Here is a 22540-nt window from a genome sequence, read left to right as displayed (position 1 = left end):
AGGAGCCAGGGAATCCGTGCCGAGCCACTGGCAAACGAAGCGATCCCGCCGGGAAACCGGCGGGATCGCTTCGTGATGGTCCCGGGTGCGCTGGCGATCAGTTGACCGCGGCGATCGCCTTGGCCAGGTAGGGCAGGTTCTCGTGGGAGAAGCCGGCCACGTTGGCGCGGCCCGAGCGCACCATGTAGATGCCGAACTCATCGCGCAGGCGGTCGACCTGCTCGGCCGTCAGGCCGGTATAGGAGAACATGCCGCGCTGCTCCGCCACGCAGGCATACTTCTGGTCCAGGCCATAGGGCTTGAGGGCCTCGACGAAGTCGCGACGCAGGGTGTTGATGCGATCGCGCATCTCGGTGAGCTCCTCGCGCCAGATGGCGGCGAGCTCCGCGGAGTGGAGGATCTCGCTGACGATGGCGCCGCCGTGGGCCGGCGGGTTGGAGTAGTTCTCGCGGGCCACGATGGCGATCTGCGAGCGCACGTTCTCCATCTGCTCCTCGTTCTTCGCCACCATGATCAGGCAGCCGGTGCGCTCGCAGTAGATGCCGAAGTTCTTGGAGCAGGAGCTGGTGATGATGACCTCTTCGAGGTTCTCGGCCATCAGCCGAACCCCGTAGGCATCCTCGTCCAGGCCCTCGCCGAAGCCCTGGTAGGCGAAGTCGATCAGCGGCAGCAGGTTGCGCTCGCGGACGACATCCAGCACCTGTTGCCACTGGTCGCGGGAGAGGTCGAAGCCGGTGGGATTGTGGCAGCAGGCGTGCAGCAGCACCACGTCACCCTCGGGGATTTGCTTGAGCGCCGCCAGCATGCCGTCGAAGTCGAGACGGTTGTCGGCGTCCACGTAGGGGTACTTGTGCAGCGTCAGGCCGGCGGCCGGGAAGATACCCAGGTGGTTCGGCCAGGTCGGGTCGGAGACCCAGATGTCCTTGCCGGGCAGCTGGTGGGCGATGAAGTCGGCCGCCAGGCGCAGGGCGCCGGTACCGCCGGGAGACTGGGTGGCGCTGGCGCGCTTGGCCTCCAGCACCGGCGATCCCTCACCCAGCACCATGGGCAGGATCACCTCACCATACGCCGGCGCACCATGCGAGCCGATGTAGGTCTTGGTGGTCTCGTTCTTGAGCAGCAGGGCCTCGGCTTCCTTGACGGCGCGCATCACCGGAGTGTTGCCCTGGGCGTCCTTGTAGACGCCGACGCCGAGATCGACCTTCTGAGGGTTGGTATCCTTCTTGAAGGCCTCGATCAGACCGAGGATGGCGTCCCCGGGAACCCGCTCAATTTTCTCGAACATTTATTTCGCTACCTCGTCGGTTCTGGCGGCAAGAATGAAATCGTTCCTGTGCAGGCCCTTCATCTCGTGCGACCACCAGGTCACGGTGACCTTGCCCCATTCGGTCAGCAGGGCCGGATGGTGCCCGGCTTCCTCGGCGATCTCGCCGACGCGGTTGGTGAAGTCGAGGGCCTGCTTGAAGTTGCGGAACTTGAAGACCCGCTCCAGCTTCATGATGCCATCGCGCTCGATGATCTGCCACTCGGGGATCTCGGCCTTGTACTGTTCGATCTCGGCCTCGGTGACGTGGGGGGCGTCCCAGCTGCAGGCCTCGCACTGCTGTTCGGAAAGCTGGCTCATGGTATCTCCTTGTCGTTTCGATGGGTCGTCGTTGGGGCATCGGGGCGTCTCGCGTTCCCGTCAACTGTGCTTGCCGTTGGTCGTCCGTGGGGTCAGGCACTGGCCCTGGCGCTGCTCGAGGCTGGCTCGAAGCGGGGCTCGAACAGGCCAAGCTCCATGGCGCGGTGCACCATGCCCATGATGTTCTGCCGGGAAAGGTCGTGCAGGGTGGTGAGATCGTCAAGCACGTAGTAGAGCGGCTGGAGGATGTCGATGCGGTAGGGGGTGCGCAGGGCATCCACGGGATCGAAGGGGCGATGAACCGGCACGTCGGAGAGCGAGTGCAGGGTCTCCTTGGGCGAGGAGATGATGCCACCGCCGTAGATGCGCCGGCCGGCTGGTGTTTCAACCAGGCCAAACTCCACGGTCATCCAGTACAGCCGCGCCAGGTAGACCCGCTCCTTGGGCGTGGCGGCCTTGCCCAGGCGGCCATAGGTGGCGGTGAACTCGGCGAACGAGGGGTCGGTGAGCATCGGGCAGTGGCCGAAGATCTCGTGGAAGATGTCCGGCTCCTTCAGGTAGTCCATCTCCTCCGGGGTGCGGATGAAGGTGGCCACCGGGAAGCGTCGGTTGGCGAGCAGGTCGAAGAAGGTGTCGAAGGGGATCAGCGCCGGCACCTGGGCCGTCTGCCAGCCGGTGGCGGCCTGCAGGACCCGGTCCACCTCGCCGAGCTGGGGAATGCGCGACTCGGGCAGGGCCAGGCGCTCCAGGCCGTCGAGGTACTGCTGGCAGACGCGCCCCTCGATCATGCCCAGCTGGCGCTGCATCAGGGCCTGCCAGGTGGCATGCTCGGTGTCGCTGTAGGCAATATGCCCCCGCTCGTCGGGGAGTCGCGCGCGGTAGCCGGTCTTGCTGGCGAACTCGCTCAGTTCACTCAGGCGTGATGTTGACGTCGTCATGGGCTCTCCGTGGCATCGCTTGTGGGTTGTTGTCGGCCGTGCGGAATCCCCTCGAGTCTAGGCGTGACGGGACGGCGATCGAGGCGCCTTGCCACCTGCGTCAGGCAGTCGAGAGACGTCATGCTGTAAAGAAATCGTGACGATTGTTTCCGTCAGCCTAGACCCAGGGAGCAAGATGCGTGCTGGCGCGGATTGAGAGGGCACGAGTGTCACGTTATCTTGACACTTGAGTCACATTGTTGTGACGACTTTCAATACCGCCACGAGAGAACCTTGCCCGATGCGACTGAGGTTTCACTGCCAGAACCGGATCGGCATCCTGCGCGACATCGTCGCCCATTTCTCCGACTACGGCCTCAACGTGGCTCGCGGCGAGGTCGGTGGCGAGCACGGCAATGCAATCTACCTGCATGTGCCGAACCTGCTGCATGCGCAGCTCGCCACCCTCAGGCCGGAGCTCGAAGCGGTCCCGGGGGTGTTCGGGGTGCGCCAGGTCAACCTGATGCCCAGCGAGCGGCGCCACCTGGAGCTGGATGCGCTGCTCTCGTCGCTCTCCGACCCGGTGATGTCCATCGACATGGAGGGACACATCGTGGCCGCCAACCGGGCCGCGGGGCAGCTGCTCGGCGTGCGCATCGACGAGGTGCCCGGGCTCTCGCTGGACCGCCATCTCCCGGAGCTGGACCTGCCGGCGCTGATCCGGCGCAACAATGCGCGGGTCAATGGCCTGCGCATCAAGCTACGCGAGACCACCTTCCTGGCCGACATCGCGCCCCTGCACCGGGAGCACCAGGACGACGTGGCCTCGCTGGCCGGGGCCGTGGTGACGCTTCACCGGGCCGATCGCATCGGGGAGCGCATCTACCAGGTGCAGCGCCAGGAGCTCCGCGGCTTCGAGGCGATCTTCCAGGCGAGCCCGAGACTGCAGGCGTTGATCCGCGAGGCGCGGCGGATGGCGCCACTGGATGCGCCCCTGCTGATCCAGGGCGAGACCGGCACCGGCAAGGAGCTGCTGGCCCGGGCCTGCCACCTGGCCAGTGCGCGCGGCCAGGCGCCCTTCATGGCCCTCAACTGTGCCGGCCTGCCCGAGTCCATGGCCGAGACCGAGCTGTTCGGCTATGCCCCCGGTGCCTTCGAGGGCGCGCGGCCCGAGGGCAAGCTGGGCCTGCTGGAGCTGACGGCAGGGGGCACCATCTTCCTCGACGAGGTGGGCGAGATGAGTCCGCGGCTGCAGGTCAAGCTGCTGCGCTTCCTGCAGGATGGGGGCTTCCGACGGGTGGGCAGCGACGAGGAGACCTGGCTCGACGTGCGGGTGATCTGTGCCACCCAGCAGGACCTCCCAGCGCTCTGTGCCGAGGGGTTGTTTCGCCACGACCTCTATCACCGTCTCAACGTGTTGTCGCTTCAGGTGCCGCCACTGCGTGAGTGCCGGGATGGCATCGAGGCGCTCTCGATGCACTTCATCGACCGGGCGGCCCGCCAGATCGGCTGCCGCCTGCCGGCGCTCTCGCCGACGGCGCTGGCGAGGCTCGCTGCCTACCACTGGCCCGGCAATGTCCGACAGCTCGAGAACGTGCTCTTCCAGGCGGTCTCGCTGTGCGAGGGCGAGACCATCGAGCCCGACCACCTGCGCCTGCCCGATGTCGGGGATTCGACAGGCCTGGCGGGCATCGACCTCGAGGGTTCCCTCGCCGGCATCCTCGGCGAGGTGGAGCGCCGGGTGCTCGAGGCGCTCTATCCGCGGCACCCCTCCAGCCGGCAGCTGGCCAGGCGTCTCGGGGTCTCCCATACCACTATCGCCAACAAGCTCAGACGCTACGGGATCGGCGGGGAAGAGTGATGCGCCGTCTGATCGCCAACTCCTTGCCCTCTCGGGGGGTGCCCCTGTGGCTCAAGCTGGTCTTCAGCCTCTGGGTCGTCGCCTGGGCGCCGACCTACTGGGTGCTGCTAGGTCCCCAGAACTACTTCTGGCTGTGCAACCTGGCGAACTTCCTGCTCCTGGCGGGACTCTGGCGCGAGAGCCGGCGGCTGGTCTCCATGCAGTGGCTGGCGGTGGCCCTGGTGGGCACCTTCTGGGCAATCGACGTCGGCACCGCCTGGCTGACCGGCTGGCACCCCATCGGCGGGACCGAGTACATGTTCGACCCCGAACACCCCCCGCTGACACGGGCGATGTCGCTCTACCACCTGATCCTGCCGCTAGTGGCGGGATTCGCGATCTGGCGGATCGGCTATGATCGTCGGGCGCTGGTGTGGCAAAGCATGCTCACCTGGCTGGTGATCCCTGCCAGCTATCTCTTCACCGAGGCAGAGCGCAACATCAACTGGGTCGAGGGACCCTTCGGTCAGGCCCAGTCGGTGATGGACCCGTGGCTCTACCTCGCCGGGCTGATGCTGTTCTGGCCGCTGCTGGTCTACCTGCCGGTGCATTGGCTGACCCTGCTGCTCTCGCGCCGCCGTCGCGGCTGATCCCCTCAGCCGGCGAGGTGCTCGGCGACGCGCTGGCGAACCTCGGCATAGGGGTAGTCCTCCAGGGCGGCGAACCCTTCCAGCTTGCGTGCCTTCATGGGGGTGAACAGCGGCGTGGTGATCCCGCACAGGAAGCGTGTCAACAGGTCCGCCGTGGCTGGGTGGCCCTCGCCGGCTTGCGCCAGCCGCTCGAGGAAGGGGCCGCACAGGGGCGCGATCTCCCGTGACGACAGCGGCCGTGTCGGCGCGGCCACCGGGAGTCGTGCCACCTGCCCTCGGCAGGCAGAACAGTGGCCGCAGTGCTCGGGGGCGCGGGCATCGCCGAACCAGTCGGCGAGTCGCCGGCTCAGGCAGCGGTCACTCTCGAACAGCGCGAGCATGGCATGCAGGCGGTCGATCTCGGCGCGCTCCTTGTCGCGAAAGTAGCCGAAGAGCTCATCGGTCAGCGACACCGGGTCGATCTCGGTCGAGAGCACTTCATAGACCTCGGTCATCTGCTTGCTCTCCAGCACCATCCAGCCCTTCTCGACGAAGTAGTCCAGGGCGGTGATCACTCGGCTTCGGCGGGTATCCAGGCCGCGCTCGGCCCCGAGGGCCTCCAGGGCGGCGAAGTCCAGGCTGTACCAGGTACGGGCGCGGGAGGAGGCGTCCAGGATCGCCTGGACGAAGGCCCGTCGCTCGCCCTGGAAACGCTCGAGCAGCGCCTCCGGCTCACCCTCCAGCCGGAAGCGGTAGTCGGCGAAATAGCTGTAGCGAGGCGTGATGAGGCCTCGTAGCTCGAGCTGCACCAGCAGGGTCTTGAGCGGCAGGGGGCGGATATTGCTGTGCCGCGACAGGGTGTTGAGCATCAGTTCCCACTGGCTGCCGGCGCCGCGCAGGTCGTCGATCACCCGGCGAATGCCGTGATGCTCGGGGGTGTCGCCGTAGACGAAGTTCTCCAGTACCTCGATATGGTCGCGGCCGGCCAGCATCAGGCAGCGGGAGGGCAGGCCGTCGCGACCGGCACGGCCGATCTCCTGGCTGTAGTTCTCGATGGACTTCGGCAGGTCGAAGTGCACCACGTTGCGGATATCGGCCTTGTCGATGCCCATGCCGAAGGCGATGGTGGCAACGATGCAGGGCGTGTGGCCGGCCATGAACTCCCGCTGGATCGCCTCGCGACGCTCGCCGTCAAGCCCGGCGTGGTAGGCAGTGGCCGGCAGGCCCGCCTTCGCCAGGTAGGCGGCCAGCCGTTCCGCCGTCTGCTGCAGGGTGACGTAGACGATGGTCGACTCGGGCGGCCCCGGCTCGAACCGCGGGCGCAGCCACTCGACCAGCCGGCGGGGGCGCTCGGCGGCGGGGACGGGCGTCACCTGGAGGTCGAGGTTGGCGCGGTAGAAGCCGGTGCCGGTGACGTCTTCCGGGGCGATGTCGAAGCGCGACCGCATGTCGTCGATCACCCGCGGGGTGGCCGTGGCGGTGAGCAGCAGCACCTGCGGGATGGCAAAGTCGCGACGGTAGTCCGGCAGCTTGAGATAGTCCGGGCGGAAGTTGTGGCCCCACTCTGAGATGCAGTGGGCCTCGTCCACCACCATCAAGGAGATCGGCACCCGGCGGATGAAGGCTCGGAACCGCTCGTTCTTGAGGCGCTCCACCGAGACCATCAGGATACGGATCTCGCCGCGCTTTACCCCTTCCATGACCGCCGCCGCTTCCTCACGGCTCTGGCCCGAATCGAGACTGGCGGCGGGGATGCCATGCCGGCCGAGGAAGGCCAGCTGGTCCTGCATCAGGGCCAGCAGTGGCGAGATCACCAGGGTCAGGTGGGGGAGGTGCAGGGCCGGCAGCTGGTAGCAGAGCGACTTGCCGGAACCGGTGGGGAAGATCGCCGCCGCCGAGCGGCCGGCCACGATGGCCTCTATGACCGGCCGCTGGCCGGGGCGGAAGTCGTCATAGCCGAAGACCTCCTGGAGCGTCTGCTGGATCATTGGCAGCTCCTGCCGTGATGTCGGAGTGTTACTGGGAATATGTCCAGTATAACGTGCCCGTCGGCCCTCGTCCGCGCCAATGGCGCCCGCTATCACTACACTTTCAATACGCCCGTTACCATCATCTGCCGGGGCAGGGAGGGCATCATGTCCATCACCGAGCGTCATCTCGAGATCGAGACCTGCGGCGTCACCCTCGAAGGCGACCTGCTGCGTCCCGAACACCCGGCCGGCATCGTGGTATTCGCCCACGGCAGCGGCAGCAGCCGCTTCAGCGTTCGCAACCGCCGGGTGGCGCGCCACCTGGCCGAGCAGGGGCTGGCGACCCTGCTGTTCGACCTGCTGACGGCCGACGAGAGCCTGATCGATGAGCGCACCCGGGCGCTACGCTTCGACATTCCCCTGATCGGCGCACGAATGAGCGGGGCCGTGGCCTGGGTGGCCGAATCGCCCGAGACACGGGCATGGGAGATCGGCCTGTTCGGGGCCAGCACGGGGGCGGCGGCGGCCCTGATCGCCGCCGCCGAGCAGCCGGCGCTGGTGCAAGCCGTGGTCTCACGGGGTGGGCGGCCCGACCTCGCCGGCGAGGCGCTGCCTCGCGTGAAGGCGCCGACCCTGATGCTGGTCGGTGGATGGGATACCCAGGTGATCGAACTGAACGAGCAGGCCATGGCACGCATGAGCTGCCCGCGTGAACTGCTGATCGTGCCGGGCGCCACCCATCTCTTCGAGGAACCCGGCACCCTCGAGAAGGTCGAGGCCCATGCCGCGCGCTGGTTCCTTGGCCATCTCGGCCAAGCCTAGACTCCGACCATGACCTGGTTGCGCCCCCCGTGCTTGGCCGCATAGAGGCTGTCGTCGGCACGGTGGATCAGGGTCTCGCGGGAGTCACCGATGCGGTGCTCGGCGATGCCGATGCTGACGGTGATGCGTCCTGGACCGATTCCGAAGTCATGGTCGGCGATCCGCTCGCATAGGCGTTCCGCCAGCTGTCGGCCGTGAAACTCGGGGGTCAGGGGCAGCAGCAGGGCGAACTCCTCGCCCCCCAGCCGGGCCACCAGGTCCTCCTCGCGCAGCATCTCCCGACAGAGCCGGGCGAGGTCTCTCAGTACCTGGTCGCCCTGGAGGTGCCCCCAGGTGTCGTTGATCGACTTGAAGTGGTCGAGGTCGAGCATCATCAGCGAGAGCGGCAAGGCATGCCGGTTGCTCAACGAGATCTCCTCGTCGAGGCGCTGCATCAGCTTGCGGCGATTGGCCACGCCGGTCAGGTCGTCGGTGTCGGACAGCCGGCGCAGGCGCTGCTCCTCGGCCATCTGTTCGCTGATGTCGATCATCATGCCGTACCAGAGCACCCCGGTATCGACCTTGCGCGGCTGGGCGCGCAGGGCAATCCAGCTCAGGCGGTCATCGGCCATCCGCAGCCGGAACTTGGTGGTGATGGGGCTCTGCCAGCGGGCGGATCGCTCGATGGCGGCCATCAGGCGTGGATAGTCCGTTTCGGTCAGGCGCTCGAGGGCCGGCAGGGCATTCTGCGCCAGGTCACCTCGGTCGATTCCGGTCAGTTGGGTACCGCTGCCGGCCAGGTAGGGGAAGTGCATCCGGCCGTCGGGGGCCCGGTGCAGCTGGAAGATCACTCCGGGCAACTGCTCGGTCAACTCGAGGATCCAGTCCGGCTGCGGCCTTTCCCCACCCGGCATGACGTCGTTGGAGGGCATGCGGGTGTCCTTTGTCCCTGCTTGCGGACAGGGGGTCGTTCTTGGTTATTGTCCTGCCGCTTGGCGATGGCAGGTGGTGGACGCTGGGCGCCTCTTGAACAAGCACATTATGATACGCCGGCAGGGGGCTGGCGGCATCCTCCCTACGGTGTAAGAGATTGCCTACAAGTCGCTCAGCTAATGACCTGGGTCAAGAAAGGGGACAATTTGTTCCGAAGGCTCACCGCGGCGCGTCGTAGCGTCCCGGGCGTCCGCGGGAGAAGACGACCTGCCAGAGCTGCAGGTGGCGGGCGCGGAAGGCCCCGGCGCAGATCGCGAGATAGTAGCGGAACATGCGCCGGGTGCGCTCGTTGTAGTGATGAGCGATCTCGTGCCAGTGGGCGTCGAAATTCGCCAGCCACGCCATCAGGGTGTGGTCGTAGTCGGGGCCGACCGAGGTTCATGTAAGCGCCAGTCCTCCATCGGACTGGCGGGTCATCGCGGGGCGTCGTAGCGCCCCTGGCGTCCGCGAGAGAAGACGACTTGCCAGAGTTGCATATGGCGCGCCCGGAAGGCGCCGGCGCACACCGCGAGATAGTAGCGGAACATGCGCCGGGTGCGCTCGTTGTAGTGATGAGCGATCTCGTGCCAGTGGGCGTCGAAATTCGCCAGCCACGCCATCAGGGTGTGGTCGTAGTCGGGGCCGAAGTTCTGCCAGTCCTCCATCATCAGGTGATCTTCGCTGGCCTTGGCGATATGCATGGCCGAGGGCAGGACGCCATTGGGGAAGATGTACTTGTTGAACCAGGGGTCGGCGCTCACATCGGACCGGTTGGAGCCGATGGTATGCAGCAGGAAGAGGCCATCGGCCGGCATCAGGCGCCTCACCGTCTCGAAGTAGGTGCTGTAGTTGCGGTGCCCCACGTGCTCGAACATGCCGATGGAGACGATGCGGTCATAGAGCCCATCCAGATCGCGGTAGTCCTGCAGCAGGATCTCCACAGGCAACTCGGCGCAGCGTTCCCTGGCCAGGGCGGCCTGTTCCCGGGAGATGGTGATGCCGGTGACCTCGACGTCGTGATGGCGGGCGGCATGTTCGGCGAAGCTGCCCCAGCCACAGCCGATATCGAGGACCTTCATGCCCGGCTTGAGGTCGAGCTTGCGACAGGCCAGTTCCAGCTTGGCCCGCTGGGCCTGGTGCAGGTCTTCGGCCGACTTCCAGTAGCCGCAGGAGTAGCACATGGTGGGGTCGAGCATGCGCTCGAAGAGGTCATTGCCCAGGTCGTAGTGGGCCTCGCCCACCATGTAGGCGCGGGCCTTGCTCTGCAGGTTGAGAAAGCCGGCCTGCAGGCGGTACTTGAGGCGCTCGGTGGTCGTGCGGGCATGCTCGCCGAGTCCGTTCAGCAGCAGCCGGCAGGCCAGCTCGTCGATGCGATCACATTCCCACCAGCCATCCATGTAGGACTCGCCGAGCCCCAGGGTCCCCTTGTGCAGTACTCGAGAGAAGAAGTCGGGATGCAGTACGCGGATATCCTGGGGCGCATCCCCGTTGAGCGTGACGCCCGAGCCATCGAGGAGCTGCTCGATGACCCGGCGGGCCCGAGTATCGGGCAGGGCGATGGGACCGATGCGGGGTTCGCTGGTCATGGAGTCCTCCGGATCCGGTGATGGATGTCAGGCTGGCGAACGCGCTGGGCACGGCTCTACGTCAGTGGCACTTTTGAAAACCAGCATAGACCAGCATCCTGAGGTCGTGTATTTCAACGACTTCACGAATTGAGGAGAGCTAGAGCCATGAACGTGATCATCGATCTCTGTGTAGTGCCCTTGGGTGTCGGGGTGTCGGTCTCTCCGCATATCGCGGCATGCCAGCGCGTCATCCAGGCGTCCGGTCTCGAGCACCGCATGCATGCCTACGGCACTAACATCGAGGGGCCATGGGACGAGGTGATGGCAGTGGTCAAGCGCTGTCACGAGGTCGTGCACGAGATGGGGGCGCCGCGCATCACCAGCACGCTCAAGCTCGGGACCCGTACCGATCGCGACCAGCACATGGACGACAAGGTGGCGAGCGTCGAGACCCTGCTGGGCAGGCAGTGACCTCCACTTGACACTGCTGCGGCACTCTGTCTGTAAACTCTTCGTTACACCCTGTCAGGGATTTTCGCCATGCCGGGGCCGCGAGTGATGGGGCTGCGGCGGCTGTAAGGAATTCGTTACGGGGCAGGGGAGAGGGCTCCTCTTAATGGGGCATCAGGGGCGAGGTTGGCACGTTCCGGTGGAAGGGCCGAGGCACTAGGCTGTACGTCATCGAGCGCCGCCGGCGGCCTTGCAAGGTCCGCCACGGGTCGAAGACCGTTTCACCGCGAGTCACACCTAGATCCACAACAACAGCCCCTGGAGGATGCATGAACGCTCCCGCCCATACCCCCGAAATCCTTGACCGAGACAACCCCATCGGTACCAACGGCTTCGAGTTCGTCGAGTACACCGCACCCACCGCCGACGGCATCGAGGCGCTTCGCGCCCTGTTCCTTCGCATGGGGTTCACCGAGACCCGGCGCCACCGCTCAAAGCAGGTCACGCTGTTCCAGCAGGAGGGCGTGAACTTCGTCCTCAATGCCGAGCCGGGCAGCCATGCCGCCGAGTTCGCCAGGGTCCACGGGCCCAGTGCCTGCGCCATGGCCTGGAAGGTGGCCGATGCGCGCCAGGCCTTCCAGCATGCCGTGGACCATGGCGCGGAGCCGGTCGAGAACCCCGTGGCGGAAGGCGAGGTGGGCATCCCCGCCGTGAAGGGCATCGGCGGGTCGTTACTCTACTTCGTCGACCACAAGCTCGACGGTCAAGGCCGGACCATCTACGACATCGACTTCGAAGCGATCCCCGGGCGGTCGCCGCAGGACAACAGCGTTGGCCTGCAGGTCCTCGACCACCTGACGCACAACGTCGATCGCGGTCAGATGGATGTCTGGGCCGACTTCTATACCCGGATCGCCAACTTCCGCGAGAACCGCTACTTCGACATCGAAGGCAAGATGACCGGGCTCCACTCCCGCGCCATGACCGCGCCCTGCGGCAAGATGCATATCCCGATCAACGAGTCCGCCGACGACACCTCGCAGATCGCCGAATTCCTGCGCGAGTACAATGGCGAGGGCATCCAGCACCTGGCCATGGCCACCGATGACATCTATGCCACGGTGCGGGCCCTCAAGGCCAATGGTGTCACCTTCCTGTCCACCCCGGACACCTACTACGAGAAGGTCGACGAGCGTGTGCCCAATCATCAGGAGAGAGTCGAGGACCTGCGCGAGCTGAGCCTGCTGGTCGATGGCGGTCCTGACCAAGGCGTGCTGCTGCAGATCTTCACCGAGACGGTGATCGGGCCGATCTTCTTCGAGATCATCCAGCGCAAGGGCAACGACGGCTTCGGCGAGGGCAACTTCAAGGCCCTGTTCGAATCCATCGAGGAAGACCAGATCCGTCGCGGTGTGCTCAAGGCGGATTGACCCTAGGCATGAACCTGCGCTGAGTGCGCGGCAGGCGGGAACGGTAAAAGACAGCATGATCGACCGCCCGTCTGCCCAATCACGATAAAATCCGTCACAATGTCGCCCTTGTGGCGACGCCTCGCCGTGTCGGAACAACAACGTCCGTGACCCCTGGTGTGATATGACAACGACTCCACAACCCCGAACCCAGTGGCTTGGCCGCTGGGGCTTCATCCTGGCGGCGACCGGCTCCGCGGTGGGCCTGGGCAACATCTGGAAATTCCCCTATATCACCGGCGAATTCGGTGGCGGCGCCTTCGTGCTGGTCTACCTGGCCTGCATCCTGGCCGTGGGGGTACCGGTGATGATGACCGAGATCGCCCTCGGGCGCCGCGGCCGCGGCAGCCCCATCGACGCCATCCGTCGGGTGGTCGGCGAGTCAGGTCGCGGTTCGGCCTGGTCACTGCTGGGCTGGATGGCCATGCTGTGTGGCTTCCTGATCCTGTCGTTCTATGTGGTGGTGGCCGGCTGGTCCTTCTCCTACCTGTGGAAGATGCTGAGTGGTGGCCTGGCCGGATCCAGCGTCGAGGAGATGGCGGCGATCTTCGGCGCCAACAATGCCAGTCCCCTGAACCTGGGGTTCTGGAGTACCCTGGTCACGGTGGCCACCATGGTGATCGTCGGCAAGGGTGTCCAGGCCGGCATCGAGAAGAGCGTCAGCTGGATGATGCCCGGCATGGTGGTGATGCTGCTGATCCTGATCGGCTACGGGGTCTTCTCCGGCGGCTTCGGCGAGGCGGTTCGCTTCCTGTTCTCGTTCGATGCCGGCAGCCTATCCAGCGAGGGCATGCTGGCCGCCCTGGGGCATGCCTTCTTCACCCTGTCGCTGGCCTCCGGGGCCATCCTCACCTATGGCAGCTACCTGCCGGCGCGAGCCTCCATCGCCCGCACCACGCTCTCCGTGGCCCTGGCCGACACCCTGGTGGCGCTGATGGCGGGACTGGCGATCTTCCCGGTGATCTTCGCCAACGGCATGAGCCCGAGCAGCGGGCCGGGGCTGATCTTCATGAGCCTGCCGCTGGCCTTCCAGGCCATGCCGCTGGGCACCCTGTTCGGCATCCTGTTCTTCGTGATGCTCTCCATGGCGGCGCTGACCTCGTCGATCTCGATGGTCGAGGCCACGGTCTCATGGCTCACCGACAACAAGGGCCTCTCGCGGCGTGCGGCGTCCTGGGGCACCGGTATCGTGCTGTGGCTGGTCAGCACCCTGGCAATGCTGTCGTTCAATGTCGGGGCCGACTGGACCCTGGCCGGCAAGCACTTCTTCGACTGGCTGGACTACCTGACCGCGCGCTGGATGATGCCGCTGGGCGGTCTGGGCATGGTGCTGCTCGCTGGCTTCGTGCTCAAGAGCGAGACCTTCCGCGAGGAGCTCGGGCTCTCTGCCGGCTGGCATGCGCTCTGGCTGTTCATGGTCCGCTACGTGAGTCCGCTGGGCATCCTGGTGATCTTCGTCGATGCCCTGGGGATCACCCGGGTGGAGTTCGCGCTGCACTGGCCCTGGCTGCTGGCGGTCCTGGTGGTGATCACCCTGGTCGGCGAGCTGACCAGCCCGCGCCTGCGCCGCATGCTCTGCCCCTGAGCCCGTCGCAACGTTGAGATGAGCCCTCGTCGCCCCCGCCCAGCGGGGGCGACGTCGTTGGCGCGGCCGCCGGGCCTGACAATTGGCGGATACGCGGTTATAGGCTTGTGCCGAGGGGATAGTGGCATGTGGCGGACCTTTTAATTACCATAATGCATAGATAATATTTTTTTTACTGGGGATATTGGAATATGCAGGTCGGTCACCGACACGATGGCGAGCCGCTCGACCCGGGCGTCAGGTTGCCGACCGGCTCGGCCTTTCCCTCCGGGGGCGTCAGCCTGGTGGGTGCCGGTCCCGGTGATCCGGAGCTGCTGACGATCAAGGCGCTGCGCCGCCTGCAGGCCGCCGAGGTGATCCTGCATGATCGACTGGTCAGCGACGAGATCCTCGCCCTGGCGGCGCCGCAGGCATCCCGGTTCTACGTCGGCAAGGAGCGCTCGCGACACAGCGTGCCCCAGGATGGCATCAACCAGGCCCTGGTCGACTGGGCTCATGCCGGCAAGCGGGTGGTCCGGCTCAAGGGCGGCGACCCCTTCATCTTCGGCCGCGGCGGCGAGGAGCTCGAGACGCTGGTGGCGGCCGGCATCGAGGTGGAGGTGATCCCCGGCATCACCGCGGCCTCGGGGTGTGCCGCCTATGCTGGCATCCCGCTGACCCATCGCGATCATGCCCAGTCGGTGCGTTTCGTCACCGGGCACCTTCGCAATGGCAGCAGCGACCTGGACTGGCCGACGCTGGCCGGTCCCGGCCAGACACTGGTCTTCTACATGGGGCTGGGCAGCCTGGCACTGATCGGCGAGCAGCTTCAGCGTCATGGCCTGCCGCCCGAGACCCCAGTGGCCCTGATCGAGCAGGGCACCACGGGACGCCAGCGGGTACATATCGGAACACTGCAGAAGTTGCCGCCGGCAGGCGAAGTGGTTACTATCCGACCGCCGACCCTGATTATCGTCGGCAGTGTCGTGACATTGCACGACCGGCTGGCCTGGTTCGACCGGGACCGAGCCACGAGTTCGGGTTGGCTGCAGGGCAAGCACCCTGCGCCGTCAACAACCGATCATGGCGCCTGATCGCTGGATGCGAGGTTCGGCGCAACACGGTAAGTCATGAGGTGACAGCATGGGGATACGATCCCGCCTGATTCTGACCTGCTGCCTGGCGGGTCTGCTGATGACCGGCTGCGCCGGCAAGGGGCAGGCCCACGAGAAGACGGCAGAGACCCAGCAGGGCGTCGCGTCCTACTACAGCGACCGCTTCCAGGGCCGGACCACGGCCAGCGGCGAGCCCTTCGACCAGCAGGCCCTCACGGCGGCCCATCCGACCCTGCCGTTCGGGACCAAGGTGGTGGTGACCCGCGAGGACAACGGCCGCGAGGTCGAGGTGCTGATCAACGACCGGGGCCCCTATGCCAAGGGGCGCATCATCGATCTCTCCAAGCGCGCCGCCAAGGCGCTCGGCATGCTGAAGCGCGGTACCGTGCCGGTGGAAATCTCCTACGTGCAGTGAGCTGACCCTGGCGAGCGATGTCCCATCGGCGCATCGGTCAGCGTGCTCCCCTGCGCGAGAACTCGCGCTGCCAGCGGGTCAGCAGCGCCTCGCGCTTGAGGTCGTCCAGGGTGGCCAGCAGACCGGGACCCAGGGTGATCGGCCGCAGTGCTTCGCCCCTTGCCTGGCGCAGTGACGTGGCCGTGCCCGGCCCCTCGACAGCGGGATGGATGGCGCCCAGGGGGGTCTCACGGGCGAGGAGCGCCTGTCCCGTCTCGCCGATGAGGTAGTCGAGAAAGCGCGCCGCCGCCGCGGGATGGGGCGCCTGGCGCGGGATCAGGGCGAGGCGCTGGGTCACCAGGGCATAGTCCTCGGGCACCACGATCCTCAGCTGCGGCTGGTCGGCCAGCCGCTCGCGCGCATAGCTGCCCAGCAGGTTGTAGCCGACCAGATAGCGTCCCTCGATCAGCCCCTCCAGCATCTCCCCGGTGGTATCCGCAAGCGCCGTGTCTGCCTGGCCCAGTGCCGCCACCAGGTCCCAGTAGCGAGGCGAGAGCCGCGACTCCTCGATGGCATAGGTATAGCCCGCGCCACTGGTCGCCGGGTCATAGGTCACCACCCGGCCCCGCAGGGCCTCGGCATGACGCTCGAGCAGGGCAAGCAGGTCGGCATGGCTACCCACCTCCCCGAAGCGCTCGATGACCGCCTCGTTCACGACCATGACGATGGGCTCGAAGGTGAAGGCGAAGAGCTCTTGACGCCAGCGTGCCCAGGCTGGCCAGCGCCGCGCGGCGGGGCTCTCCAGGGCGCGGGCATGTCCCTCGTTGGCCAGCCGGTACTGCCAGGGCATGGCCGAGGAGAGCAGCACATCGGCCTCGTCCGGCCGGGCCAGGAAACGCTCGTGCAGCGCCAGGGTGGTCAGGTTGCGGTAACGCACCTCCAGGTCGGGATGCTCGCGATGAAAGCCCGCCAGCAGCGGGCGCATCTGGGGCAGGTCCAGGGCGCCATGGACCACCAGCGATGCCCCGGGCGCGCTGCCGGGGGTGGCAGGGAAGTGCAGGGTCTCGTCGGCACCGGCGGGGGAGCCGACCAGGCCGAGTAGCAGCAGCCAGCGACAGGCAAGTCGACCCAGACGATTCATGGGGTGTCTCCCGGAAATCGCAGTACCACGCTCAGTCCACGGCCGTCATGGCCGGACGATAGCTGCAGGCGTGCGCCGTGGGTTCGTGCGATACCATCGACGATCGCCAGTCCCAGACCGGATCCTTCCACGTCCTCGCGATCGCGGTGGAAGGGGCGCAGCATCAGCAGCCGTCTCTGCGGGGGGATCCCGGGGCCGTCGTCCTCCACGACCAGGCGGGATGGTTCGTCCTTGACCCGCACCGTGACCCGTTGCCCGCCATAGCGACAGGCATTGTCGATCAGGTTGCCGATGGCCTCGGCGAGCAGCCAGTCGATACCCCGGACCCAGACCTCGTCCCCGGCGGTTTCCACCCCCAGGTCGACCCCCTGACGGTGGCAGGACGCCCAGTGGTCGCGAACGGCCTGGCGGGCGATGGCGTTGAGTTCCAGGGGGACCAGCTCCGGGCGGTACTCGGGATTGGCCAGCCGGGTCAACGAGAGCAGCTGCACCGCCAGCCTGGCGGTGCGCGCGCTGGTGGCCTGCATGGCGACCAGGGCCTCCCTCCAGCGCGCCGGATCGTCCTGGCGCAGGGCGAGCTCGGCACGGGCCGACAGGCCCGCCAGCGGCGTGCGCAGCTGGTGCGAGGCATCGCCGATGAAGCGTTCCTGATTGGCGCGCACCCGGCGCATCCTGGCGAGCAGTTCGTTGACGGTATCACGAAGCTCGGCGAGTTCCCGCGGCAGGGAGAGCTCCAGGGGCGAGAGGGTACGCGGGTCGCGGGCGCGGATCGCTCGGCGCAGGCGGGTCAACGGCGTCAACGCGGCCCGGATCGACAGCAGCAACCCCACCGTCGCCAGCGCCGCCATGGCCAGGATCATCGCCAGGTTGGCCCGCCACAGCCTGGCGGCCAGGGCATCCCGGCCCTCGCCGCTATGGGCGACGCGCACCTCGAAGGGCTCACGCACGCGCCACTCCTCGAGGCGAGTACGACGTATCCCCAGGCGAAGCGACAGACCCTGCCAGTCGATATCGCGATAGAGCAGGGTGTCCGCATCCCCGGGGCCCTGCCGCGGATCCCCAGGGAGCGCCGCATTGCCGGTGATCAGGCGACCCTGGCCGTCCACCAGGCTGTAGAAGACCCGCTCCTCGGCATCGGTCGCCAGCATCTCCAGGGCCGCCGGCGGCAGGTCGAGCCAGAGCCGGTCATCCTGCCACTGCACCTGTTCGGCGATGGCCAGGGAGGCGGCCTCGAGCAGCCGGTCGAAGGCGCGGTCGGCCGTGCGCTGCGCGTCCACCCACGCCTGAATCAGGATCAGGCTGCCCAGCACCAGCAGGGGAAGCAGCAGCCATCCCAGCAGGCGCCGATAGAGGCTGTCGCCCCGCTTCACTCGACCTCCAGCAGGTAGCCCAGGCCGCGCACCGTTCGCAGGGCCACGCCGCTGCCACCGAGTCGCTTGCGCAGGCGGTGCACATAGACCTCGATGGCGTTGTCGCCCACGGCGTCGCCCTGGAAGGCCTCCTCGGCGAGCCGCGCCTTGTCCACCGGCTCGCCGGCATGATGCATCAGGCAAGAGAGCAGGCGCTGCTCACGGGGCGGGAGGGCGAGCGGCGCATCGTCGAGCGTGAAGCGCTGGTGCCGGGTGTCGAGCGTGAGGGCACCGACCCTGAGCTGTGGGTGCGGACTGCGGCGCCGCAGCAGGGCGCGGACCCTGGCCTCGAGTTCATCCAGGGCAAAGGGCTTGGCCAGGTAGTCGTCCGCGCCGAGGTCGAGGCCCTGCACGCGATCCTCCACGGCGCCTCGGGCGGTCAGGATCAGCACCGGGGTGTCCCGGTCGTGGCACCGCAGCGCCTCGAGGACCGCCAGGCCATTGCATCCCGGCAAGTTCAGGTCGAGCAACACCAGCTCGACACCATGCCCCGGCACCGAGAGGCGTGTCCGTGCTGCCTCTCCATCGGCGAGGTGGCAGACGTCGTGGCCCTCGAGACCGAGGGTGTCGACCAGGGTCTCGGCCAGCAGGGCATCATCCTCTACCAGCAGCACGGTCATGGCCCTGTCTCCCGGTGCGTGCCGGCCGCCAGCGACGCCATGGCATCGGCCAGGAGGCGATGCCCCCGCTGCGGGTCCAGGCGTCCGGCGGGGCCCGACAGGGCGAGCCACATGGGGGGCTCGATGGCATCCCCCGGCAATGGCTGGCACACCATCACGCCGCCGGGCAGCAGCGGGCGAGGATCATCCTCCGCCGCCGCTGCCCAGCGGTCTCCCGGGCGCAGGTCATGGCGCAGGGAAGCCTCGGGAAGGGCGACGAGGCGGCACTCCACCATGCCGTCCTCTCCCTCGAGCAGGGCGGCGGTCTCGCCGCTATCGGCCGAGAGGCGGACGAGCAGGGGCTGGATCCGGGTCGCCAGGTGTCGACCGGGGAGGTGACGCCGTGCCAGGCGTACCGGGGCATGGCCGAGGTGCCAGCGGCCACGCTCGTCGCGCTGCACATAGTCGAAGCGGGTGAGCGACCCCAGCAGCCGCAACAGGGTGCTCTTGTAATAGCCGGTGGCCTGGGCCAGCTCGGCCAGGGTGAAGTGCTCCTGGGGGGAGTCGAATGCCTCGAGCACCGTCAGTGCCCGTTCCACGGCCTCCACGCGGTCCTGTGCCATCGAAGGGACATGCCTCCTGATTACGTTGTGTTGACGCAAGGGAGCGTTGAACTTTGGTCGCAATCAAGGCGACAAGCGTTGACGCCCCTCGATGCCAGGCCTAACTTTCCATCCTGAGGAACGATGTTCTGCCTTACAGAATTGTAAGGAAGCCCGACAGGTTCCGCAAGTCCACTTTCCGTCATAGTCCGACCAGGAGGACAACAACAATGTCCACGAGAACGCCGCTAAAACTCATCGCTATTGCTGCCTTCACTGCCAGTGCCAGTACCGCCATGGCCTTCGAGCCAGAAGGCAAGGTGGAATGCCTGGCACCTGCGGATCCCGGCGGCGGCTGGGACTTCACTTGCCGCAGCGTGGGCAAGGTGATGGAAGATCTGGATATCGTCCCGCGCAGCGTGCAGACCATCAACATGGCCGGTGCTGGCGGTGGCGTGGCCTATGCCCATACCGTCAGTAAGCGTGCCGGCGACGAGCAGTTGCTGGTGGCAGCCTCCACGGCGACCACGACCCGACTGGCCCAGGGCCAGTTCCCCGACATGAACGCTGACATGGTCAACTGGATTGGCGCCCTGGGGGCCGACTACGGCGTGATCGCCGTGTCCGTGGACTCTGAATACGACGACCTGCCTGCGTTGATGGACGCCCTCAAGGAGGATCCGCGCAGCGTCAAGTTCGCCGGAGGCAGCGCCAAGGGTGGCTGGGACCACCTCAAGGTGCTGATCGCCGCTCAGGCGGCCGATGTCGAGAACCTGCCGCGAATTCCCTACCTGTCGTATAACAACGGCGGCGAGGCACTGACCCAGGTGATCGGCGGCCATGTCGATGCCTTCACCGGCGATATCACCGAGGCCCAGGGCTTCATGGAGTCCGGTGACCTCAAGGTGCTGGCCGTGCTTTCCGAAGAGCGCCTGCCTGGCGATTACAACGATCTCCCCACCGCCAGGGAGCAGGGCATCGATGCGGTCGGCCCTAACTGGCGCGGCTTCTACATGCCGGCCGATATCTCCGACGACGCCAAGCAGTACTGGATCGACGCCATGGACACCATCTACGAAAGCGAGGAGTGGAAGAACGTCATGCAGCAGAACGGCCTGATGCCCTTCCACATGAGCGCGGGTGAGTTCGAGACCTTCGTCAAGGACCAGATCGACGACATCGAACAGCTCTCCAAGGACATCGGGTTGATTCAGTGATGGTCTCCAACGATCGCATCTTCGGGATACTGATGATTGTCCTGGCCGTCGCGTACGGCTGGGGCACCACTCAGTTCAATGAACCCTTCGGCGGGGCCGAGGCTGTCGGCCCCGAAACCTTCCCACGCCTGCTGGCGGTCGTGCTGGCCCTTTCCAGCCTCTACATGATCGTGCGCCCCGATCCCGATAATGCCTGGCCCTGGAGTCGCACCGGCGTCGAGCTGATCGTCGCGGTGGTGGTGCTGATCCTGTACGCCGCGCTACTGCAACCGCTCGGCTTCATCATTAGCACGACCCTGGCCGTGGGCACCTTGTGTTGGCGCATGGGTAGCACGCCGGTCCGGGCCTTCATCACCGGTGCGGCATCCGGCGTGGTGGTGTTCCTGGTGTTCAACTTCGCTCTCGACCTGTCGTTGCCGCTGGGTCTGCTCTCGTTCCTGGAGGTGAGCTGATGGAAACCCTTGGCTTCTTGATCGATGGGTTTGGCGTCGCTCTGGCGCCGCACAACCTGATGTTTGCGCTAATCGGGGCCTTTCTGGGCACCCTGATCGGCGCCTTGCCGGGGCTCGGCCCGGCCAACGGCGTGGCGATTCTGATTCCGCTGGCCTTCACCCTCGGGCTCGCCCCGGAAACCGCGATGATCATGCTGACCTCGGTCTATGCCGGGGCCATGTATGGCGGGCGGATCTCCTCGATCCTGCTCAATATCCCCGGTGACGAGCCGGCGATGATGACCTGCCTGGATGGCTATCCCATGGCCCAGCAGGGCAAGGCCTCCGAGGCGCTGGCGATCTCCGCCGTGGCCTCCTTTATCGGTAGCCTGGTCGCCACCATCGGGCTGATCCTGCTGGCGCCCTTGCTCGCCGACTTCGCGCTGACCTTCGGGCCGGCCGAGTATTTCGCGCTCTTCCTGCTGGCCTTCGCCACCCTGGGCGGGATTACCGGCAAGAACCCCATGAAGACCGTCGTTGCGGCGGCCATCGGCTTGATGATCGCCACGGTGGGCATCGACAACACCGGGGTGCAGCGCTATACCTTCGGCACCCTGGAACTCTACGAGGGCGTGGACTTCATTATCACCATCGTCGGCCTGTTCGCCATCTCCGAACTGCTGTTCTTCATCGAGGAGAAGGCCGGGGGTGGCAAGGAGAAGATGGCGGTCAACAAGCTCACCCTGAAATGGGCCGACATCCGCAACATCCTGCCGTCAAGCCTGCGGGGCGGGGTGCTGGGCTTCATCGCCGGGGTGCTCCCGGGTGCGGGGGCGTCGCTGGGCAGCTTCATTGGCTACACCCTGGAAAAGAAGGTCGTGGGCAAGAAGGGCTATTTCGGTCAGGGTGACCCGCGCGGTGTGGCGGGACCCGAGGCCGGCAACAACGGTGCCTCCAGCGGGGCCCTGGTGCCCATGCTGACGCTGGGCGTGCCGGGCAGCGGCACCACCGCGGTGCTGCTGGCGCTGTTGATCTCGCTCAACATCACCCCTGGGCCGCTGATGTTCACCCAGAATGCCGACATCGTCTGGGGCGTGATCGCGGCGCTGCTGATCGGCAACTTCCTGCTGCTGATCCTGAACATCCCGCTGGTGGGTATCTTCGTCAAGCTGCTGTCGGTGCCGCCGATGTACCTGCTGCCGGTGGTGACGATGATCGCCTTCGTGGGCATCTACTCGATCAGCAACACCACCTTCGATCTCTACTTCATGGTGGCCTTCGGCGTGGCGGGGTACATCTTCCGCAAGCTGGAGATCCCGCTGGTGCCGATCATCCTCGGCCTGCTGCTGGGCCCGGAGATGGAGAAGAACCTGCGCCACGCCATGGACATCTCCGACGGGGAGTGGACCATCCTCTGGGACAGCGGCCTGGCCATCGGCCTGTGGGTGTTCGCCGGCCTGGGCCTGATCCTGCCCTATATCGTGGGTCCGATCCTGCGTCGCCGGATGCGGGTCACCACCGGGACGGGCGGTCCCGAGGGCGACTGAACCCTGCTTGCCAATGACTGCCCAGCGGGGGCGCCGGCCGAGCCGGCGCCCCCGTTTCGTGTGGATACGTTCCTGCATCATGACGGTGCGTTGCACCAGAGGCACGGGCGATCCCGGGGCAGGGCGGTGTGCCCCTTGCACCAGGATATGGCCTTGCCATGGGCGTCATGACTCGGAGTCGATAACCCAATTGGCTGAATAAAGGGAGAAAAACCGGCATCGTGCCGATATGGCACATCCCTTGCGACAGCGGTGGGAGACATCCCGCGATGGCCATCCTC

At 66.5% G+C, this 22540-nt stretch carries 21 protein-coding genes and 1 pseudogene; 11 read left to right on the top strand and 11 right to left on the bottom strand.

Features of this window, described 5'->3' with window-relative positions:
* Positions 1-97 precede the first annotated feature (97 nt).
* The 3 genes from P8934_RS10925 to phhA all read right to left on the bottom strand — a co-directional run bounded on the left by P8934_RS10925 (position 98) and on the right by phhA (position 2562).
* Positions 98-1285, bottom strand: coding sequence for an amino acid aminotransferase (locus P8934_RS10925; RefSeq protein ID WP_278031053.1), 1188 nt, complete (start codon positions 1283-1285; stop codon positions 98-100).
* Positions 1286-1624 (bottom strand): 4a-hydroxytetrahydrobiopterin dehydratase, encoded by a 339-nt coding sequence (locus P8934_RS10920; protein WP_278031052.1) that lies wholly within the window; start codon positions 1622-1624, stop codon positions 1286-1288.
* Between the two features lie 92 nt (positions 1625-1716).
* The gene (gene phhA, locus P8934_RS10915; RefSeq protein WP_278031051.1) at positions 1717-2562 is read right to left on the bottom strand and encodes a phenylalanine 4-monooxygenase; all 846 of its coding nucleotides are present in this window, start codon (positions 2560-2562) and stop codon (positions 1717-1719) included.
* A 280-nt stretch (positions 2563-2842) separates the two neighbouring features.
* On the opposite strand from phhA, the gene P8934_RS10910 reads away from it, so the two are divergent.
* Positions 2843-4402, top strand: coding sequence for a sigma-54-dependent transcriptional regulator (locus P8934_RS10910; protein WP_278031050.1), 1560 nt, complete (start codon positions 2843-2845; stop codon positions 4400-4402).
* The gene (locus P8934_RS10905; RefSeq protein WP_278031049.1) at positions 4402-5031 is read left to right on the top strand and encodes a hypothetical protein; all 630 of its coding nucleotides are present in this window, start codon (positions 4402-4404) and stop codon (positions 5029-5031) included. The genes P8934_RS10910 and P8934_RS10905 overlap by 1 nt, the downstream gene beginning before the upstream one ends.
* A 5-nt stretch (positions 5032-5036) precedes the next feature.
* On the opposite strand, the gene P8934_RS10900 is transcribed toward P8934_RS10905, so the two are convergent.
* On the bottom strand, positions 5037-6998 hold the full coding sequence (locus tag P8934_RS10900; RefSeq protein WP_278031048.1) for an ATP-dependent DNA helicase RecQ: 1962 nt from the start codon (positions 6996-6998) through the stop codon (positions 5037-5039).
* Between the two features lie 147 nt (positions 6999-7145).
* Here P8934_RS10900 and P8934_RS10895 point away from each other — a divergent pair, with 147 nt between their 5' ends.
* A complete protein-coding gene (locus tag P8934_RS10895; protein WP_278031047.1) occupies positions 7146-7802 on the top strand; it encodes a dienelactone hydrolase family protein in 657 nt (218 codons plus the stop codon).
* Here the strand turns inward: P8934_RS10895 and P8934_RS10890 are convergent.
* The 3 genes and pseudogenes from P8934_RS10890 to cfa all read right to left on the bottom strand — a co-directional run bounded on the left by P8934_RS10890 (position 7799) and on the right by cfa (position 10339).
* Positions 7799-8713 (bottom strand): sensor domain-containing diguanylate cyclase, encoded by a 915-nt coding sequence (locus P8934_RS10890; protein ID WP_278031046.1) that lies wholly within the window; start codon positions 8711-8713, stop codon positions 7799-7801. The genes P8934_RS10895 and P8934_RS10890 overlap by 4 nt on opposite strands.
* A 220-nt stretch (positions 8714-8933) precedes the next feature.
* A pseudogene (locus P8934_RS10885) lies at positions 8934-9137 on the bottom strand (class I SAM-dependent methyltransferase); the annotation flags it as partial.
* A 50-nt stretch (positions 9138-9187) separates the two neighbouring features.
* Positions 9188-10339 (bottom strand): cyclopropane fatty acyl phospholipid synthase, encoded by a 1152-nt coding sequence (gene cfa / locus P8934_RS10880; RefSeq protein WP_278031045.1) that lies wholly within the window; start codon positions 10337-10339, stop codon positions 9188-9190.
* Positions 10340-10486: 147 nt separating this feature from the next.
* Here cfa and P8934_RS10875 point away from each other — a divergent pair, with 147 nt between their 5' ends.
* From P8934_RS10875 to P8934_RS10855, 5 genes are all read left to right on the top strand, one after another.
* Positions 10487-10792, top strand: coding sequence for an MTH1187 family thiamine-binding protein (locus tag P8934_RS10875; protein WP_278031044.1), 306 nt, complete (start codon positions 10487-10489; stop codon positions 10790-10792).
* 308 nt (positions 10793-11100) lie between these two features.
* The gene (gene hppD / locus P8934_RS10870; RefSeq protein ID WP_278031043.1) at positions 11101-12201 is read left to right on the top strand and encodes a 4-hydroxyphenylpyruvate dioxygenase; all 1101 of its coding nucleotides are present in this window, start codon (positions 11101-11103) and stop codon (positions 12199-12201) included.
* Between the two features lie 163 nt (positions 12202-12364).
* Positions 12365-13825: a sodium-dependent transporter gene (locus P8934_RS10865; RefSeq protein ID WP_278031042.1), complete on the top strand. Its 1461-nt coding sequence runs from the start codon at positions 12365-12367 to the stop codon at positions 13823-13825.
* A gap of 191 nt (positions 13826-14016) precedes the next feature.
* The gene (cobA, locus tag P8934_RS10860; RefSeq protein WP_278031041.1) at positions 14017-14898 is read left to right on the top strand and encodes a uroporphyrinogen-III C-methyltransferase; all 882 of its coding nucleotides are present in this window, start codon (positions 14017-14019) and stop codon (positions 14896-14898) included.
* Between the two features lie 49 nt (positions 14899-14947).
* Positions 14948-15334, top strand: coding sequence for a septal ring lytic transglycosylase RlpA family protein (locus P8934_RS10855; RefSeq protein ID WP_278031040.1), 387 nt, complete (start codon positions 14948-14950; stop codon positions 15332-15334).
* A 37-nt stretch (positions 15335-15371) separates the two neighbouring features.
* Here the strand turns inward: P8934_RS10855 and P8934_RS10850 are convergent, their stop codons facing one another.
* Genes P8934_RS10850 through P8934_RS10835 form a run of 4 tightly spaced genes read right to left on the bottom strand, consistent with a single transcriptional unit; the run spans position 15372 to position 19085 of the window.
* A complete protein-coding gene (locus P8934_RS10850; RefSeq protein ID WP_278031039.1) occupies positions 15372-16454 on the bottom strand; it encodes an ABC transporter substrate-binding protein in 1083 nt (360 codons plus the stop codon).
* The gene (locus tag P8934_RS10845; RefSeq protein ID WP_278031038.1) at positions 16451-17824 is read right to left on the bottom strand and encodes a sensor histidine kinase; all 1374 of its coding nucleotides are present in this window, start codon (positions 17822-17824) and stop codon (positions 16451-16453) included. Before P8934_RS10845 ends, P8934_RS10850 begins: the two co-directional genes overlap by 4 nt.
* Positions 17821-18483 (bottom strand): response regulator transcription factor, encoded by a 663-nt coding sequence (locus P8934_RS10840; RefSeq protein WP_278031037.1) that lies wholly within the window; start codon positions 18481-18483, stop codon positions 17821-17823. Before P8934_RS10840 ends, P8934_RS10845 begins: the two co-directional genes overlap by 4 nt.
* The gene (locus P8934_RS10835; protein ID WP_278031036.1) at positions 18480-19085 is read right to left on the bottom strand and encodes a helix-turn-helix domain-containing protein; all 606 of its coding nucleotides are present in this window, start codon (positions 19083-19085) and stop codon (positions 18480-18482) included. Before P8934_RS10835 ends, P8934_RS10840 begins: the two co-directional genes overlap by 4 nt.
* Positions 19086-19294: 209 nt before the next feature.
* On the opposite strand from P8934_RS10835, the gene P8934_RS10830 reads away from it, so the two are divergent.
* From P8934_RS10830 to P8934_RS10820, 3 genes are read left to right on the top strand one after another with little or no spacing between them, the layout of a single operon-like run.
* A complete protein-coding gene (locus P8934_RS10830) occupies positions 19295-20281 on the top strand; it encodes a tripartite tricarboxylate transporter substrate-binding protein (RefSeq protein ID WP_278031035.1) in 987 nt (328 codons plus the stop codon).
* Positions 20281-20733, top strand: a complete 453-nt coding sequence (locus tag P8934_RS10825; RefSeq protein WP_278034026.1) for a tripartite tricarboxylate transporter TctB family protein — start codon at positions 20281-20283, stop codon at positions 20731-20733. The genes P8934_RS10830 and P8934_RS10825 overlap by 1 nt, the downstream gene beginning before the upstream one ends.
* Positions 20733-22259: a tripartite tricarboxylate transporter permease gene (locus P8934_RS10820; protein WP_278031034.1), complete on the top strand. Its 1527-nt coding sequence runs from the start codon at positions 20733-20735 to the stop codon at positions 22257-22259. The genes P8934_RS10825 and P8934_RS10820 overlap by 1 nt, the downstream gene beginning before the upstream one ends.
* Positions 22260-22540 lie beyond the last annotated feature (281 nt).

This window comes from Halomonas sp. CKK8 (assembly GCF_029625235.1).
Classification (GTDB): Bacteria; Pseudomonadota; Gammaproteobacteria; order Pseudomonadales; family Halomonadaceae; genus Halomonas; species Halomonas ventosae.
This window is presented reverse-complemented; position numbering and strand designations above follow the sequence as displayed.